This window comes from Rugamonas sp. (genome assembly GCF_025354735.1).
In the GTDB taxonomy this organism is placed as follows: Bacteria; Pseudomonadota; Gammaproteobacteria; order Burkholderiales; family Burkholderiaceae_D; genus Rugamonas.
Genome location: NZ_JANXMI010000289.1, coordinates 16,327 through 33,010 on the forward strand (window position 1 = coordinate 16,327; position 16,684 = coordinate 33,010).

Consider the following 16,684-nt stretch of genomic DNA (forward strand, 5'->3'; position numbering starts at 1 on the left):
ATGTCGACCTCTGTCCACCGCCTGCCGGCCGCACCGGCGCCGCACCAGCTCGACAGCGCCGAATTCGCCGCGCTGCTGGAGCGGGTGAGCGCCGAATTCGCCGCCAGCGCCGAACGCCACGACCGCGACGCCAGCTTCCCGCACGAGAATTTCGAGCGCCTGCATGAACTGGGCCTGCTTGGCCTGACGGTGCCGCCCGCCCACGGCGGCCTTGGCGCCAGCCTGGCCCAGACGGCGCGCGTGATCGCCGCCGTCGCGCGCGGCGAACCCTCGACGGCGCTGGTGCTGACGATGCAGTATCTGCACCACGCCTCGTCCAAGACGGCTAACAACTGGCCGCCGCATCTACGCCAGCGCGTCATCGCCGACACGCTGCGCGACGGCGCGCTGATAAACGCGCTGCGGGTCGAGCCGGAACTGGGCACGCCGGCGCGCGGCGGCCTGCCGGACACCATCGCCCGCCGCACGCCGGAAGGCTGGCGCCTCAGCGGCCGCAAAATGTATTCGACCGGCATACCGCGCCTGACCTGGCTGGCCGTGTGGGCCCGCAGCGACGACGATCAACCGCTGGTCGGCAGCTGGCTGGTGCACCGCGACACGCCGGGTATCCGCATTGTCGAAAGCTGGGACCATCTCGGCATGCGCGCCACCGGCAGCCATGACGTGATCTTCGACGAGGTGCTGGTACCGCTCGATCACGCGGTCGATGTGTCGCCGGCCGGCGCCGCGCCCGATCTCGACGCCGTGCAGCTGGTATGGATGTCGGTGCTGCTATCGTCGCTGTACAACGCGGTGGCGCGCTCGGCGCGCGACTGGCTGGCCGCCTGGCTGGCCGGGCGCGTGCCGGCCAACCTGGGCGCGCCCTTGTCCAGCCTGCCGCGCTTTCAGGAGGCGCTGGGCCAGCTCGATACGTGGCTGTTCTCGAACCGGGTGCTGATCGACGCCGCCGCCGACGGCCGCATCGCGCCGGCCGATGCCTTCCGCGTCAAATACCTGGTGACGAATCAGGCCATCGCGGTGGTGGAAAAGGCCATCGAATTGAGCGGCAACCCCGGCCTGTCGCGCGCCAATCGGCTACAACGCCACTACCGCGATGTGCTGTGCAGCCGCATACACACGCCGCAGAACGACACTATTTTAATCAACAGCGGACGCGCCGCGTTCGCCGCCGCGGGCCACAACGTCAGCAAGCAAGCCGCAGTCACCGCAGTCACCAACCTCGCCCCACTCACCGTAAAGGAAGCATCATGAGCATCGAATTTATCGGTTTCAGCGCCACCCAGGAAGTATCGGAAACCCTGCTGCCGCAAGGCCCCGTGGTGAACAAGGCCTTCCTCGGCGCGGTGGCGCGCGCCCACGAATACGCCGGCTTCGACCGCGTGCTGGTGGCGCACAGCAGCGCGTCGGTGGACGGCTTCCAGGTCGCCTCGCACATCGCCGCGCAGACCGATACTATCGGCATCCTGCTGGCGCACCGTCCCGGCTTCGTGGCGCCGACGCTGGCGGCGCGCCAGTTCGCCACGCTCGACCAGTTCAGCGACGGCCGGGTGGCGATCCACGTCATCAGCGGCGGCGACGACACCGAACAGCAGCGCGACGGCGATCATCTCGACCACGACCAGCGCTAAGCGCGCACCGATGAATATCTCGACGTCGTGAAAAAAACATGGAGTTCGGAGGGCCCGTTCGACCACGAGGGCGCGCACTACCGCATCAAGGGCCAGAACGCCGGCGTGCGGCCGCTGCGCGACGGCCATCTGCCGGTCTACTTCGGCGGCTCGTCCGACGCCGCCATCGACGTCGCCGGCAAGCACGCCGACGTCTACGCGCTGTGGGGCGAATCGCTGGCGCAGGTCGGCGAAACCATCGCCCGCGTGCGCGCCGCCGCCGCCCGCCACGGCCGCGCCGGCCATATCAAATTCAGCCTGTCGCTGCGGCCCGTACTGGCCGCGACCGAGGAGCAGGCATGGGCCAGGGCCGACGCCATCCTCGCCACCGCCACCGAGCGCGTGAGGCAGAACGCCCACTTCAACAAACGCCCGCAGCAGCCGCAGAACGTCGGCTCGCAGCGGCTGCTGGCCACCGCCGCGCAGGGAAAAATCGTCGATGAGCGGCTGTGGACCGGCATCGCCGCGCTGACCAAGGCCGCCGGCAATTCGACGGGCCTGGTCGGCACGCCGGAACAGGTGCGCGACGCGCTGCTTCAATACTGGGAGCTGGGCGTGACGACGTTCCTGATCCGCGGCTTCGATCCAATTCAGGATGCGCTGCAATACGGCCGCGAACTGATCCCGCTGGTGCGCGCCGCCGTGGCCGAACGTGAAGCGGCGGCCGATGCTTCGACCGCGCGCCTCGCGGCTTGAACGGAGCGGCCGATGAGCACACCGCAACGTCAACTGGCCGTGGCCAGCCAGTTCGACCCCAAGGTCAACGCCGTGCTGGCGCAGCGCGCCGGCGTGACCGTGCATGACCTGGCGCCAGGTCCGCTGACGGCGCTGCCGCGCGGCGCCGGCGTGCTGTTCGCGCTGCCGGCGCCGAAAGGGCAGACGCTGTTGCACACGCCGGCGCCGCCGAATTGGAGCGCGGTGCGCTGGGTGCAACTGGCGTCGGTCGGCATCGACTACTACCCGGCGTGGCTGTTCGACGGCCCGGTGGTGACGTCGGCGCGCGGCACCGCCTCCGGCGCCGTCGCCGAATATGCGCTGGCCGCCATTTTCGGCGCGGCCAAGCAGATGCCCGACATCTGGCTGCACGAAGCCGCCGACTGGCGCCGCCGTTCGCTGGCGCTGGTGCGCGGCAGCACGCTGGGGCTGTATGGCTTCGGCTCGATCGGCGCGGCGCTGGCGCGCAGCGCGCTGGCACTGGGCATGCGCGTGGTGGCCTTGCGCCGCTCCGCCGCGCCGTTCGGCGTCGATGGCGTGGGGCGCGCGGCCAGCATCGAGGAACTGCTGGCGTGCGCCGACCATCTGGTGCTGGCCGCGCCGTCGACCGCCGCCACCCGCCACGTGATCGACCGCGCCGCGCTGGCGCACGCCAAGCCCGGCCTGCACCTGATTAATATCGCGCGCGGCGATCTGGTCGACCACGACGCGCTGCTCGAGGCGCTGGACCGGCAGCAGCTGTCGCTGGCGACGCTGGACGTGACCGATCCCGAGCCGCTGCCGCCGGGCCATGCCTTGTACGGCCATCCGCGCGTGCGGCTGTCGCCGCATATTTCGCCGAGCACCGAACAGATCGTGCCGGCGCTGATCGACAAATTCCTGCACAACCTGGAGCGCTTCCGCAGCGGCGCGCCGCTGGACGACGTGGTCGATACGGCCCGTGGTTATTAGCGACCAGGAACTGACAACCAATCTATACATTCAGGAAGCCATATGAGCAGCTCATCACCCCTGTATTCGGCGCCGCTGTCGCGGCCCCATTTGCGCCCGGTCGGCAAGGCCGTGCCGCGTCCCGCCATCTACGGCGCGCCGCGCGACGCCAACGGCAATATCATCTTCGCCGAACCGCCGCCGCTGCCCACGCTGGAAGCGCAACGCCAGCACCGCAAGGAGCGGCTGGCGGTGTCGTTCCGCCTGTTCGCGCGCTACGGCTACGACATGGGCGGCGCGGGCCACATCACGGCGCGCGATCCCGAATGGCCCGATCACTTCTGGGTCAATCCGGCCGGTGTTTACTTCGGCCATATCCGCGTCTCCGACCTGATTCTGGTGAGCCACGACGGCAAGGTGGTGGAGGGCGACGGCCCGCTCAACCGCGCCGCCTTCGCCATCCATTCGGAACTGCACAAGGCCCGGCCGGACGTGATCGCGGCGGCCCATTCGCACGGCCTGTATGGCAAGGCCTTCGCCGCCCAGGGTCGCCTGCTGGCGCCGCTGACGCAGGATTCTTGCGCGTTCTATGAAGACCACGCGATCTTCGCCGACTTCAGCGGCGTGGTGCTCGACGCCAGCGAGGGGCAGCGCATCGCCGCCGCGCTGGGGCCGCGCAAGGGCGTGATCCTGCAAAACCACGGCCTGCTGACGGTGGGCGCGTCGGTCGAATCGGCGGTGTGGCGCTACATCGCGTTCGAGAACGCGGCGCAGGCGCAGTTGCTGTCTGAGGCGGCCGGTCCGACCAGGCCGATACCGCACGACGTCGCGCTGCACACGGCGAAGCAGATCGGTTCGGACGCCGGCGGCTGGTTCAGTTTCCAGCCGCTGTGGGACGTCATCACCCGCGAAGAGCCGGACCTGTTCGACTAATCGAAGGAGCACACCATGTCCACCGCCACGATGACTTTGCAGGATGGCTACGCGGCCGAAAACCACGCCGCGCCGGCGACGGCTTACGCGCCGGCGTCGCCGATGCCGCCGTTGATACTTCCCGGTGCGGCGCGAGCCGCGTGGCTGCGCCGGCCCGGCACGGCCGCCTCGCTGGCGCTGCACGGCGCGGCGCTGCTGGCGATATGGGCCTGGTCCAGCGGCGTGGTCACAGTGCCGGCCGTGCCGCCGGTGGTGGAGCTGATCCGCCTGCGGCCGGAACCCAAGCCGGAGCTGACGCCGCCGCAGCCGCAGCCGCAGCCGGTGGCTGACAAGCCGCTGGCGCTGGCGCCGCCCAGGCCGGTCGCGCCATCGGTGCCGGTGCCGAAGACGGTGCAGTCTTCGGCGGCGCAGGCGGAAAGCTACACGCCGCCCGCCGCGCCGGTGCAGGCCGCGCCTGTCGGGCCGGTGACGCCGGTGGCGTCGGCGCCCGCGCAGCCGCCGGCGCCGCCAGCAGCGACAGCGGCGCCCAGGCAGATTGCGACCGAAGGCATACCGACCGATTACGTCAACCAGGTCTACGCGCGCATCAACAGCAATGCCGATTATCCGCGCGAAGCGAAGATGCGCCACCAGCAGGGCCGGGTCGCTTACCGCCTCACGCTCAATCCGCAGGGCGCGCTGGTTTCGTTCGACATCGAGTCGTCCGGCGTGGAAGCGCTGGACGACGCCGCGCGCGAAGCGATCCGCCGCGCCGCGCCATTTCCCCGGCTGCCCGATCTGGGCGGCAGCAGTTATCTGCTGGCCGGGAACATCGTCTTCAAAATTAATTAAATCGTCAGCCAACTTCAGGAGCCGTACATGAATCCTTCGCACCTCGCCGCACACCTGTCGCCGCTGGCGCTGTTCCAGCAGGCCGACTTCATCGTCAAGACCATCCTCGTCATACTGGCGCTGGCGTCGTTGGCCAGCTGGGGCGTCATCATCGACAAACTGCTGCGCTTTTCCAGCCTGCGCCGGCGCGCCGACGGCTGGAGCGCCGCGCTGTCCGGCCAGCGCACGCTGGGTCGCTTGAGCCAGGAACTGAAGCTGCAGGCGCAGGATCCGTTTGCGCGCATCTATCACGCCATCACCGACGAATGGCACACCAGCCACCGCCAGCACCTGCATGCCGATGCGGCGGGCCGCGACAGTTTGAAGGAGCGCGTCAACCGGGTCGGCCAGATCGCCAGCAGCGTTGAAATCGAACAGCTGCAAAAGGGCTTGTCGGTCCTGGCCACGGTGGGATCGGTGGCGCCCTTCGTCGGCCTGTTCGGCACCGTGTGGGGCATCATGAACGCGTTCCAGGGCATCGCCGCGTCCAACAACACCAGCCTGGCGGTGGTGGCGCCGGGGATCGCGGAGGCGCTGTTGGCCACCGCGCTCGGACTGGTGGCGGCGATACCGGCCGTCGTCGCCTACAACCGTGCCTCGGGCGACCTGAATAATTATGCGCACCGGCTGGCGACGCTGGTCGGGCTGGTGGAAGTGCAGCTGTCGCGCCAACTGGAGGCCGGCGTGGTGCTGACCGATGGCGGCGAGGCGGCGCCGGCCAAGGCTGAACGCGCCGAACGTGGCGAACGTGGCGAGCGTGGCGAACGCGCTGGCGGCAACGTCACGCCGCTGGCGGCGGGAGCCTGACATGGGCGCTAAATTATCGTCCGGCCCATCGCACCGCGTCGGCCCGGTCAGCGACATCAACGTGACGCCGCTGGTCGATGTGATGCTGGTGCTGCTGATCGTGTTCATGGTGGCGGCGCCGATGATGACGGCCGGCGTCAAGGTCGACCTGCCGACGTCGAACGCCAGGCCGCTGGAAGAGCCGAAGCCGCCCATCGTCGTCAGCATCGACGCCGCCGGCACGGTCTACGTCAACCAGACCGCCGCCGGCCCTGGTCAGCTGCTGGCGCTGATGGCGGCGGAGGCGGGCGGCGACAAGGAACGCCGCATCCATCTTCGCGGCGACCAGTCGCTGGCCTATGGCCGCATCGTGCAAACCATGGGCGCCCTGAACGACGCCGGCTACGCGCGCATCGCGCTGGTCTCGGAAGCGCCCGCGCCCTAAACCCCAACATCACACAACAGGTTTGAAAATGGATTCGATCACTTCGAAGGGCGGCGCTCGCCGCCGATTTCTGCAACGCGGCCTGCGCCTCGGCGCCGGCGCCGGACTGGCCGCGCTGCTGGGTGGCTGGAGCAGCGCCACCCGCGCCGCCGCGCTGCGGCTGCGCGACACCACGCTGCGCGTCGGCGTCTACAAGGGCGGCGATTCGTATTACTTCAACGAGGCCGGCGTCGCCGACCTGCCGTACAAGACCGCGCTGGCCGAATTCGCGGCCGGGAATCTGATCGTCGAGGCGCTGTCGGCCGATGCGCTTGACTGCGGCAGCATGAGCGAGATTCCACCGATCTTCGCGGCCGCCGGCGGCGCGTCGCTGAAGGTGATCGCGGTGCTGCGCGGCGACGTGAATAACCAGGTGGTACTGGTGCCGAAAAATTCCGCCATCACCGACGCGGCGCAGTTCAAGGGCAAGCGCATCGGCTATGCACGCTCGACGACGTCGCATTATTTTTTGCTCAAGCTGCTCAAGGAGCATGGCCTGGGTTTCAAGGATATCGAGCCGGTGGCGCTGGCGCCGCAGGATGCGCTGGCCGCGTTCCAGAGCGGGCAGCTCGACGCCTGGGTCATCTACGGACTGGTGGTGGAGCTGGCCAAGAACCAGGGCGCGCGCGTGCTGCGCACCGCCGACGGCTACCTGTCAGGGAATTACGTCATCAGCGCGTCGACCCGCGCCATCGCTGATCCGCTCAAGCACGCGGCCATCGGCGACTACCTGCAACGGCTGGCCAAGGTCTATGACTGGATCAACCGCAATCCACAGCCATGGGCGCAAAAGAGCGGCCAGCTGGCCGGCGTGCCGCCGCAGCTGTTTTTGAATCAGGTCAGCGCGCGCAGCCAGCCCTATCGCCTGACGGCGGTGGATGACGCGGCGATCCGCTCGCAGCAGCAGGTGGCCGATGTCTTCGCCGACGCCGGCCTGCTGGCGCGGCGGCTCGACGTCACGCCGCTGTGGGACCGCAGCTTCGCGCGCTACCTGGCCTGAATTTCACGAAACGCGACGACACGACGCACATCATAAAAAAACCATCAAAGGGAAATCACGCATGCGGCATTCATCGTATCAATCGGCGGTACCGGCACTTCACACTTTGCGACTGGCGCTGCTGGCCGCCGGCCTGCTGGGCGGCGCGGCCGCTTCGGCGCAAACCAGCGTCGGCCAGGTGCAGGACGTGGTGGTCAGCACCGGCGTGCGCGGCGAGGCGCGCACCGTGGCCGACAGCCCGGCGCCGATCGACGTTATCAGCGGCGAGCAGCTGATCCACACCGGCCGCGCCGAACTGGCCGAGGCGCTGGCGCGGCTGCTGCCGTCGTTTAATTTCGGGACCAACCAGGCCGGCGTCAATTCGGTGGTGCGGCCGGTCAGCAACCGCGGACTGGGGCCGGCCTACACGCTGGTGCTGGTGAACGGCAAGCGGCGCCACAATTCCGCGCTGCTGACCAACGGCGGCGGCGACACCAGCGGCGTCAACGCGATCGACCTCGATACGATACCGCTCAGCGCCATCGACCACATCGAAGTGCTGAAGGACAGCGCGGCCGCGCAGTACGGATCGGACGCGGTGGCCGGCGTGGTCAACGTGATCCTCAAAGCCGGCAACCACGGCGGCGAAATCGCGGCCGGCTACGGCCAGCTCAAGGAAGGGCAGGGCAACCGCGATAACAGCAAGGTCGAAGGCGACGCCGGTTTCGCGCTCGGCGACGACGGCTACCTGCACCTCGGCGCGGCGGCCCGCAAGCGCGGCCAGTCGTGGGACAACTTCCCGTCGACGAACCTGGTGGCCTACTCGCCGGCGTCGAATCCGAAGAACGCCAGCTGGAACCGCGACGGCGCCCACAACGGCGATCCCGGCATCGAATCCTACGACGTCGCGGTCAACGCCGAGAAGTCCTACGACAAGGACACGGTGCTCTACGCCTTCGGCACGCTGGGCACCCGCAACACGGTGGCCGGGAATAACTTCCGCCGCCCGAACGGCCTGGCCACCATCGACCAGCTTTACCCGGACGGCTATTTCGCCATCAATAATATGAGCGCCCTGGACTTCCAGCTCAACGTCGGCGCGCGCGGCCGCGCGGCCGGCTGGAACTGGGACCTGAACACCGGCTACGGCAAGAACCGCGCGCGCCAGTACAGCAATTTGACGTCGAATCCCTCGCTGGGACCGGCCTCTCCGACCAGCTTCGACGACCTCGCCGTGTATCAGTTCGAGCAGTGGACCACCAACGCCGACTTCACGCGCGCCGTCGACATCGGCCTGAAAAAGCCGCTGCAATGGTCGTGGGGCGTGGAAGAGCGCGCCGAGCGCTTCACCACGTATGCGGGCGAGCCGCTCGGCTACATCAACGGCGGCTATGTGTTCCAGCCGGGCGACCAGGAAGGCAATCCGAATGTCGGCAAGCCGGCGGCGGTGGGCGCCCAGGCCGGCGTGGCGCTGGCGCCGGCCGACGCGGCGCGCGTCAAGCGCAACGTGCTGGCCATTTATAACGACATCGGTTTCTATCCGCTGGAGCAGTGGTTCGTCGACGGCGCGGTGCGCGCCGAACATTACAACGACAGCGCCGGCAACACCACCAGCGGCAAGATCAACAGCCGCTACGATTTCTCGCCGGCGTTCGCGATACGCGGCACGGTCGGTTCGGGTTTCCGTGCGCCGTCGCTGACGCAGATCGGCTATTCGCAGACCGATAACCGCACCAACATCAATCCGGTCACCGGCGAAGTCGGTCCCAGTTTGTCCAAGCTGCTGCTGAACGATTCGGCGCTGGCGCGGCGCTTCGGCGCACAGGATTTGAAGCCGGAAAAGTCGCTCAACTTCGGCCTGGGCGCCGTGTTCAAGCCGGCCGACAATGTCAACCTCACGCTCGACGGCTACCAGGTGTCGGTGAAGGACCGCATCATCCGCACCGGCTATATGTTCGGTCCCGCGTTCGTGCCCACGCTGAAGGCGGCCGGCCTGACCGGCAGCGAGTGGATACAGTATTTCGCCAACGGCGTCGATACGCGCACCAGCGGCCTCGATGTGGTGACCGACGCCACCGGCGACTACGGCCGTTATGGCCTCGTGCGCTGGGGCGCGGCGGTCAACTGGAACCACACGTCGATCACCAGGATCAACGCGACGCCGTCGCAGATCACGGCCTTGGGCGCCAATCCGGGCGGCAGCTCGGTGTGGTTCGGCTATTCGGCCGGCGGCGGCATCGGCGACCTGACGGCGTCACCGCGCACCAAGCTGATTCTGTCGGCGCGCTGGTTCATCGGCGCGCTGGAAGCGAATTTGCAAACGACGCGCTACGACGCCTACACCTGGCAGACCACCGCCAACCGCGCGCAGGATTACCACTTCGGCGCCAAGTGGCTGAGCGATCTCGATGTGACGTATGCCGTCACCAGGCGCGCCAAGCTGACCCTGGGTGCGGCCAATCTGTTCAACGTGCGGCCCGATAAAAACGGCCCGGGCGACGTCAACTCCGGCGGCAACAGCTTCTATTACGGGCCGTCGCCGTTCGCCCCGAGCGGCGCCTATTACTACGGCAAGGTGACGTATGACTTCTGATCCGAATCGCTTGCGCCGCATGCTGGCGCTGTTGCCGGCGGCGGCCTTGCTGGGCGCCTGCGGCAAGGCGGCAACGCCCGCCGTCGCGGGTGCGGTTGGCGCCGCGCCGGATCTGTCCAGGGTGACGCTGGTGCTGGGCGATCAGGTCCACCTGCTGCAGACCAAGGCCGAAGCGGCCGGCGCGCTGCGCGGCGTGCCGTACAAGATCGAGTGGGCCAGCTTCCAGGGCGCGGCGCCGCTGTTCGAGGCGGTGGTGTCGGGCGATGTCGATACCGCGATGGCGGCCGATACGCCGGCGCTGGCGGCAGCCGCCGGCGGCGCGCGCGTGAAGGTGGTGGCGGCCAGCGTGACGTCGCCGGCCGGCGTGGCGATACTGGTGCCGCCGGGCTCTCCGATCAAGACGGTGGCGGACCTGAAGGGACGCGGCGTCATCGTGTCGTCGGCACGCGGCAGCGTCGCGCACTACCTGCTGTTTGGCGCGCTGCGCGAAGCGGGCCTGCATCCGGACGAGGTGACGACCGGCTTCATGCTGCCGGGCGACGCCGCAGTCGCTTTCTCGAGCGGTAAGATCGAGGCCTGGGCCACCTTCGGCACCTACCAGGCCAGCGCCGAAATCCATGGCGCGCGCGTGCTGCGCGACGGCGTCGGCATCAATTCCGGCATCGGCCTGATCGCCGCGTCGGACGCCGCGCTGGCCGACGCCGGCAAGCGCGCGGCGCTGGCGGACGTGCTGCAACGGCTGGCGCTGTCGAACCTGTGGGCCAACGCGCATCCCGACGAATACGCGCGCGTGTTCCAGCGGCTGACCAAACTGCCAGCCGATGTGGTGAAGCTGGTGGTGGCGCGCGACCGGCCGCAATTGCGCGCGCTCGACGCGCAGATCGTCGGCCAGTTGCAGCAGGTGGCCGACACATTTTTCGAAGCCAGGCTGTTTCCGCGCCGCGTCGACGCCAGCCGCCTGGTAGACGCGACCCTGTTCCGGCCCGCCTGACATTTCATTCAAGGAGAGACAGCATGAGCGCAACGTACAGCACGACGCATGGCACACCGCAGCGGCAAATCAAACTTGGTTTCATCCTCCATGGCGTTGGCCCCGGCTGGGGCGACTGGCGCCATCCGGACGCCGACCCCTGCGCCAGCACCGACATCGATTTCTATCTGCGCCAGGCGCGCGTGGCCGAAGCGGGCAAGTTCGATTTCCTGTTCGTGGCCGACAGTGTCCACATCACCGAGAAATCGAGCCCGCACTATCTGAACCGCTTCGAGCCGCTGACGATCTTGTCGGCCATCGCCACCGCCACCACCCACATCGGACTGGTGGCGACGCTGACGGTCAGCTACAGCGAGCCATACACGGTGGCGCGCCAGTTCGCGTCGCTCGACCACATCAGCCGTGGCCGCGCCGGATGGAATGTGGTGACGTCGTGGCTGTCCGGCAGCGCGGAAAACTACGGCAAGCCGGTACACCCGCCGCACGAGGTACGCTACCGCATCGCGGCCGAGCATGTGCAGACCGTGCAGGGTCTGTGGGATTCGTGGGAAGACGATGCGCTGGTGCGCGACAAGGCCAGCGGCCAGTTCCTCGATCCGTCCAAGCTGCATGCGCTGAACCACCACGGCGATTTTTTCTCGGTGCGCGGGCCGCTCAACATCAGCCGTTCGCCGCAGGGGCAACCGGTGATCTTCCAGGCCGGCGCGTCGGAAGACGGCCGCAATTTTTCGGCCCGTTATGCCGAGGCGTTTTTCACGGAAGGCTCGTCGTTCGACTCGTCGCAGGCTTATTATGCGGATATCAAGCAGCGGGCGGCGGCGCTGGGCCGGCCGGCGCACAAGCTGGGCGTGTTGCCGGCGCTGCGCGCCATCGTCGGCCGCAGCGAGGAGGAGGCGCGGCGGCTGTATGGCGAGGCGCTGGCGCTGGTTCGCATCGAGGACGCGCTGGTGGCGCTGGCGCGCTCGTTCAACGAGCATGACCTGGGCCAGTATGGGCTCGACGAACCGTTTCCAGACATCGCCCGCTTCGGCGCCGAGAGCAACCGCAGCGCGTCCGAGCGCATCATGCGGACCGCGCGCGAGGAGGGGCTGACGCTGCGCCAGGCCGCGCTGCGCCACGCCAGCCCGCGCCTGGAATTCGTCGGCACCGGCGTCCAGGTGGCCGACGCGATCGAGCGCTGGTTCGTGGGCGGCGCGGCCGATGGGTTTATCCTGTTCGAATCGCTGCCGCGCCAGCTCGACGCCTTTGTCGCCGAAGTGGTGCCGGTGCTGCAGCAGCGCGGCCTGTTCCGGCGCGACTATGAGCACCGCACCCTGCGCGGCCATCTGGGCCTGGACGTGCCGGAAAACCGCAACACGGCGGCGCGCCGCCAGGCCGCCTGAATGGAGCAGACGCAGATGGTTCAAGCACTGGGTTTTGACACGCCGCCACGGCTGCGGCACTTTATCGACGGCCTCGAACCGCTGCTGGACGCGGGCGAGCAGCGCATCGTCGAGCGGGGTTCGGCGCTGCTGCGCGAGCTGCTGGCGCATGACGACTGGCTGCCGCAAAGCGCCGCGCTGCCGGACCCGCGCCACTATCGGCAGTACCTGCTGTACCGCGATCCGGCGGCGCGCTTTTCGGTGCTCAGCTTCGTCTGGGGACCGGGCCAATCGACGCCGATCCACGACCACACGGTATGGGGTTTGGTCGGCCTGCTGCGCGGCGCGGAAGTGTCGCAGGATTATGTGCGCGGCGCCGACGGCACGCTGGCGCCGGACGGCCCGCCGCTGCGGCTGGAGGCGGGCGCGGTGGCGGCGGTGTCGCCGGCGCTGGGCGACATCCACCAGGTATTCAACGCCTACGACGACCGCATCTCCATCGGCATCCACGTCTACGGCGCCGACATCGGCGCGGTCGACCGCAGCATCTTCAGCGCCGACGGCGGCCGCAAGCCTTTCCGTTCCGGCTATGCCAACATCGGCTGACCTTAGCAAGGAGCACGACCTTATGACCAGGAATCCAGATAGCACCGGCCCGCGGGCCATCCCCGTGCGCAGCTACCAGCAGGTGCGCGACGCCTTGCTGGCGCGGCAGGAAATCGCGCTGCTCGACGTGCGCGAAGAAGATCCGCATGCGCAGGCGCATCCGCTGTTCGCGGCCAACCTGCCGTTCGGCCGCATCGAGCTCGATGCCTACACCAGGCTGCCGCGCCGCGACGTGCCCATCGTCGTTCTCGATGACGGGGAAGGGCTGGCGCCGGCCGCCGCCGCGCGCCTGCGCCAGCTCGGCTACACCGAGGTGGCGCAGCTTGATGGCGGCATCGCCGGCTGGCGCGCGGCCGGCGGCGAATTGTTCCGCGACGTGAATGTGCCCAGCAAGGCCTTCGGCGAACTGGTGGAGGCCGAGCGCCACACGCCGTCGCTGTCGGCGCAGGAAGTGCGGGCGCTGATCGATGGCGGCGACGACATCGTCATCCTCGACGCGCGCCGCTACGACGAATACCAGACCATGAGCATCCCCGGCAGCATCAGCGTGCCGGGCGCGGAACTGGCGCTGCGGGCGCGCGCGCTGGCGCCCGATCCGGCCACGCGCGTGATCGTCAACTGCGCGGGCCGCACGCGCAGCATCATCGGCGCGCAGTCCTTGATTAACGCGGGCTTGCCCAATCCGGTGGCGGCGCTGCGCAACGGGACGATAGGCTGGACACTGGCGCGCCAGCAGCTTGAGCACGGACAGTCGCGCCGCTATGGCGCGGTGCCGGAGGCGACGCGGCAGGTGGCGGCGCAATCGGCGCGCGCGCTGGCCGACCGCGCCGGCGTGCTGCGCGTGGCCTTCGCGGCGCTGGAGCGGCTGCACGCGGACGCCGGCCGCACCACATATTTTTTCGATATCCGCAGTCCGGAAGAATTCGCGCAGGGCCGCCTTGAACACTTCCGCAGCGCGCCGGGCGGGCAGCTGGTGCAGGAAACCGAGCAGTTCGCACCGGTGCGCGGCGCGCGGCTGGTGCTGGCCGACAGCGACGGCGTGCGCGCCAACCTGACGGCGTCGTGGCTGCGGCAGATGAACCATGAGGTGTATGTCGTCGACGAGCTGCGGGCCGCCGATTTTCATGTGTACAGCGCCTGGCATGCGCCGCTGCCGCCGGCGCCGGAGGTGGAGGAAATCAGCGCGGCGACCCTGTCGGACTGGCTGGCCGTGTCGCCGGAGCGCACCGCGCTGCTCGACTTTACGTCGGGCGCGAATTACCGGAAGCGGCATATTCCGGGCGCGTGGTTTGCCTTGCGTTCGGAGTTGGCGGCGGTGCTGGGACGCCTGCCGGCGGCGGAGCGCTATGTGCTCACTTGCGGCAGCAGCGCGCTGGCGCGCTTTGCGGCCGCCGATTTGCGGGCGCTGACGGCGGCGCCGGTGCTGGTGCTGACCGGCGGCACGTCGGCCTGGGCCGATGCCGGCTTGCCGCTGGAGTCGCGGCCGGGCCGGCTGGCGTCGCCGCTGATCGACCGTTACCGGCGGCCGTACGAGGGCACCGACAATCAGGACGAGGCGATGCAGGCGTATCTGGATTGGGAGTTCGGCCTGGTGGCGCAGCTGGGGCGCGATGGCACGCACGGTTTTACGGTGCTGTAAACGTCAAAGGGAGCGGCGCCGGTGCCGGCGCCGCTCGCTTTGATACGGTATAAATCGTTTATATTATTTATGCAGTATTAAAATTCTTCCCACTCGTCGGCGCTGGCGGCTGTTGCGAGCACCGGCGCTTTGCGTGCCGACAGGCGGGGCGCGGTGCGGGTCGCTGGAGTGGCCGGCCTGGCCGCAGCGACTCGTGCCGGCTTGGCCGCAGCCAGCCGGGCCGGCTTGGCCGCGCTGGCTTTCGCCGGCGCCATCAGCGCCGGCGCGGTCCGTTCCTGATGCAGCCTGAAGCCGGCGGCGACGCGCGCCAGGCCGGCCGCCTGTTCCTGCATGCTGTCGGCGGCGGCCGCCGCTTCCTCGTCCAGCGCGGCGTTTTGCTGCGTGACGCGGTCCATCTGCGCGATCGCGATGTTGACCTGGTCGATGCCGGTGCTCTGCTCCTGGCTGGCGGCGGTGATCTCGCCCATCATGTCGGTGACGCGGCGCACGCTGGCGACGACATCGTCCATCGTGCTGCCGGCCTGCTGCACCAGGCGCGCGCCGATGTCGACCTGCTGTACCGAATCGTCGATCAAGCCCTTGATTTCCTTGGCGGCGGCGGCCGAGCGCTGCGCCAGGTTGCGCACTTCGGTGGCGACGACGGCGAAGCCGCGTCCCTGTTCGCCGGCGCGCGCCGCTTCGACGGCCGCGTTCAAGGCCAGGATATTGGTCTGGAAGGCGATGCCGTCGATGACGCCGATGATGTCGACGATCTTCTTGGCCGAGCCGTCGATGGAGCCCATGGTGTCGACCACTTGCGACACCACCATGCCGCCCTTCTGGGCGATCTCGGACGCGCTCTGCGCCAGCACGTTGGCCTGGCGCGCGTTGTCGGCGTTTTGCTTGACGGTGCTGGTCAGCTGCACCATGGCCGATGCCGTTTCTTCCAGCGCGGCGGCCTGCTGCTCGGTGCGCGAGGACAGGTCCTGGTTGCCGGAGGCGATTTCGCCGGAGGCGAGGGCGATGGCCTGGGTGCCGCTCTGGACTTCGCCGACGACGGTGCCGAGGGCGTCGTTCATCGCGTGCAGCGCGCGCATCAGGTCGCCGATCTGGTCGCGCGAGGCCTGCGCGAAGTGGGTGCGCAAGTCGCCGCTGGCGACGGTGGCGGCGACGGCGATGGCCGCCTCGAGCGGCTTGGTGATGCTGGTCGAGATCAGCCAGGCGCCGGTCGCGCCCAGCAGCACCAGCAGCGCGCTGAGGGCGACGATCAAATTGAAGCTGCGGCTGGTGGCCGCTTCGACGTCGTGGGCCATCTGGTCGAGCACGCCGCGTTCGTACTGTTGCAGCTTCAGCATGCCGGCCAGATAGGCGTCCGAGGCCGGCGTGAAGGTGTCGCTGAACACTTTCGCGGCGAGGGCGGCGTCGCCCGATTTATTCGCGTCGAGCAGCTGCTGCTTCGATTCGACGAACTTGACGCGCACCGCCAGCGTCGCCTGGTAGATGGCTTTTTCCTCGTCGGAACTGGCCAGCTCGCCCATCTTCTTGTTGAGCACATTGCCCTTTTTCGAGCCGTCGGCCATGACGTCGGCGAAGGTCGCCGCCAGCGTCTGGTCGGAACTCTTGCCCATCAAGATGGTGCGGGCCACGGTGACGCTGGTCTGGGTGTACCAGTCGTTGACGAGGCGCTCCTTGGTCAGCGGCTCGGCCATCATGCGCTTGGTCGCCTCGGCGTTTTCGCGCGCGTTCACCAGCGCGAAGGCGATGGCGATGATGGACAGGATGAGGACGGCGGCGAAGCCGATGGCCAGCCGCACGCCGATGCGGATATTGGAGAGTCGTAACATGGTCGAGGTCGCGATATGAAAAGTGGCGGCCAGCCTGTTGTCGCGGCCAGCTTGAGTGGCAAGTATACCTTGGAATGCGTTTTTTAGTTTCCACATGGGAAAATTAATGTTCTTGTGGAATGCCCGGCAATGTTGCGCGACGGAGGGGCGCGCATGGGGCGGCGAACTCGGGCTTGATCGGCGTCGGGGCGGAGTCATGTTCGGCAAAGATAGGCCAGGCTGGCATGACTGTTAATCCGGACGAAAAAAAAGCTTCCCGAGGGAAGCTTTTTTTCTACTGCGCATTCCAAGGTATACTTGCCACTCAA

General features: G+C 68.3%; 13 protein-coding genes and 1 pseudogene. 13 read left to right on the forward strand and 1 reads right to left on the reverse strand.

Annotated features, from left to right (window positions below):
- From Q0S71_RS23565 to Q0S71_RS23625, 13 genes and pseudogenes are all read left to right on the forward strand, one after another.
- Complete coding sequence (locus Q0S71_RS23565) at window positions 1-1,251, forward strand: acyl-CoA dehydrogenase family protein (protein ID WP_296001184.1); 1,251 nt, start codon at window positions 1-3, stop codon at window positions 1,249-1,251.
- A pseudogene (locus Q0S71_RS23570) lies at window positions 1,248-2,363 on the forward strand (LLM class flavin-dependent oxidoreductase). The gene Q0S71_RS23565 and the pseudogene Q0S71_RS23570 overlap by 4 nt, the downstream one beginning before the upstream one ends.
- Window positions 2,364-2,375: 12 nt before the next feature.
- Window positions 2,376-3,332: an NAD(P)-dependent oxidoreductase gene (locus Q0S71_RS23575; protein WP_296001187.1), complete on the forward strand. Its 957-nt coding sequence runs from the start codon at window positions 2,376-2,378 to the stop codon at window positions 3,330-3,332.
- Window positions 3,333-3,374: 42 nt separating this feature from the next.
- The gene (locus Q0S71_RS23580; RefSeq protein ID WP_296001188.1) at window positions 3,375-4,244 is read left to right on the forward strand and encodes a class II aldolase/adducin family protein; all 870 of its coding nucleotides are present in this window, start codon (window positions 3,375-3,377) and stop codon (window positions 4,242-4,244) included.
- A 15-nt stretch (window positions 4,245-4,259) separates the two neighbouring features.
- Complete coding sequence (locus Q0S71_RS23585) at window positions 4,260-5,075, forward strand: TonB family protein (protein ID WP_296001190.1); 816 nt, start codon at window positions 4,260-4,262, stop codon at window positions 5,073-5,075.
- A 27-nt stretch (window positions 5,076-5,102) separates the two neighbouring features.
- On the forward strand, window positions 5,103-5,921 hold the full coding sequence (gene exbB, locus Q0S71_RS23590; RefSeq protein WP_296001192.1) for a tonB-system energizer ExbB: 819 nt from the start codon (window positions 5,103-5,105) through the stop codon (window positions 5,919-5,921).
- 1 nt (window position 5,922) lies between these two features.
- A complete protein-coding gene (locus Q0S71_RS23595) occupies window positions 5,923-6,345 on the forward strand; it encodes a biopolymer transporter ExbD (protein ID WP_296001194.1) in 423 nt (140 codons plus the stop codon).
- Between the two features lie 28 nt (window positions 6,346-6,373).
- The gene (locus Q0S71_RS23600; RefSeq protein ID WP_296001196.1) at window positions 6,374-7,384 is read left to right on the forward strand and encodes an ABC transporter substrate-binding protein; all 1,011 of its coding nucleotides are present in this window, start codon (window positions 6,374-6,376) and stop codon (window positions 7,382-7,384) included.
- Window positions 7,385-7,445: 61 nt separating this feature from the next.
- Window positions 7,446-9,956, forward strand: a complete 2,511-nt coding sequence (locus Q0S71_RS23605; protein WP_296001198.1) for a TonB-dependent siderophore receptor — start codon at window positions 7,446-7,448, stop codon at window positions 9,954-9,956.
- Window positions 9,946-10,947: an ABC transporter substrate-binding protein gene (locus tag Q0S71_RS23610; protein ID WP_296001200.1), complete on the forward strand. Its 1,002-nt coding sequence runs from the start codon at window positions 9,946-9,948 to the stop codon at window positions 10,945-10,947. Before Q0S71_RS23605 ends, Q0S71_RS23610 begins: the two co-directional genes overlap by 11 nt.
- A gap of 23 nt (window positions 10,948-10,970) precedes the next feature.
- The gene (locus Q0S71_RS23615) at window positions 10,971-12,329 is read left to right on the forward strand and encodes an LLM class flavin-dependent oxidoreductase (protein WP_296001202.1); all 1,359 of its coding nucleotides are present in this window, start codon (window positions 10,971-10,973) and stop codon (window positions 12,327-12,329) included.
- Between the two features lie 15 nt (window positions 12,330-12,344).
- On the forward strand, window positions 12,345-12,914 hold the full coding sequence (locus Q0S71_RS23620; RefSeq protein ID WP_296001204.1) for a cysteine dioxygenase: 570 nt from the start codon (window positions 12,345-12,347) through the stop codon (window positions 12,912-12,914).
- 22 nt (window positions 12,915-12,936) lie between these two features.
- On the forward strand, window positions 12,937-14,553 hold the full coding sequence (locus tag Q0S71_RS23625; RefSeq protein WP_296001208.1) for a rhodanese-like domain-containing protein: 1,617 nt from the start codon (window positions 12,937-12,939) through the stop codon (window positions 14,551-14,553).
- A gap of 77 nt (window positions 14,554-14,630) precedes the next feature.
- Here Q0S71_RS23625 and Q0S71_RS23630 read toward each other — a convergent pair whose 3' ends face one another.
- Window positions 14,631-16,376, reverse strand: a complete 1,746-nt coding sequence (locus tag Q0S71_RS23630) for a methyl-accepting chemotaxis protein (protein ID WP_296001210.1) — start codon at window positions 16,374-16,376, stop codon at window positions 14,631-14,633.
- Between the last annotated feature and the right edge of the window lie 308 nt (window positions 16,377-16,684).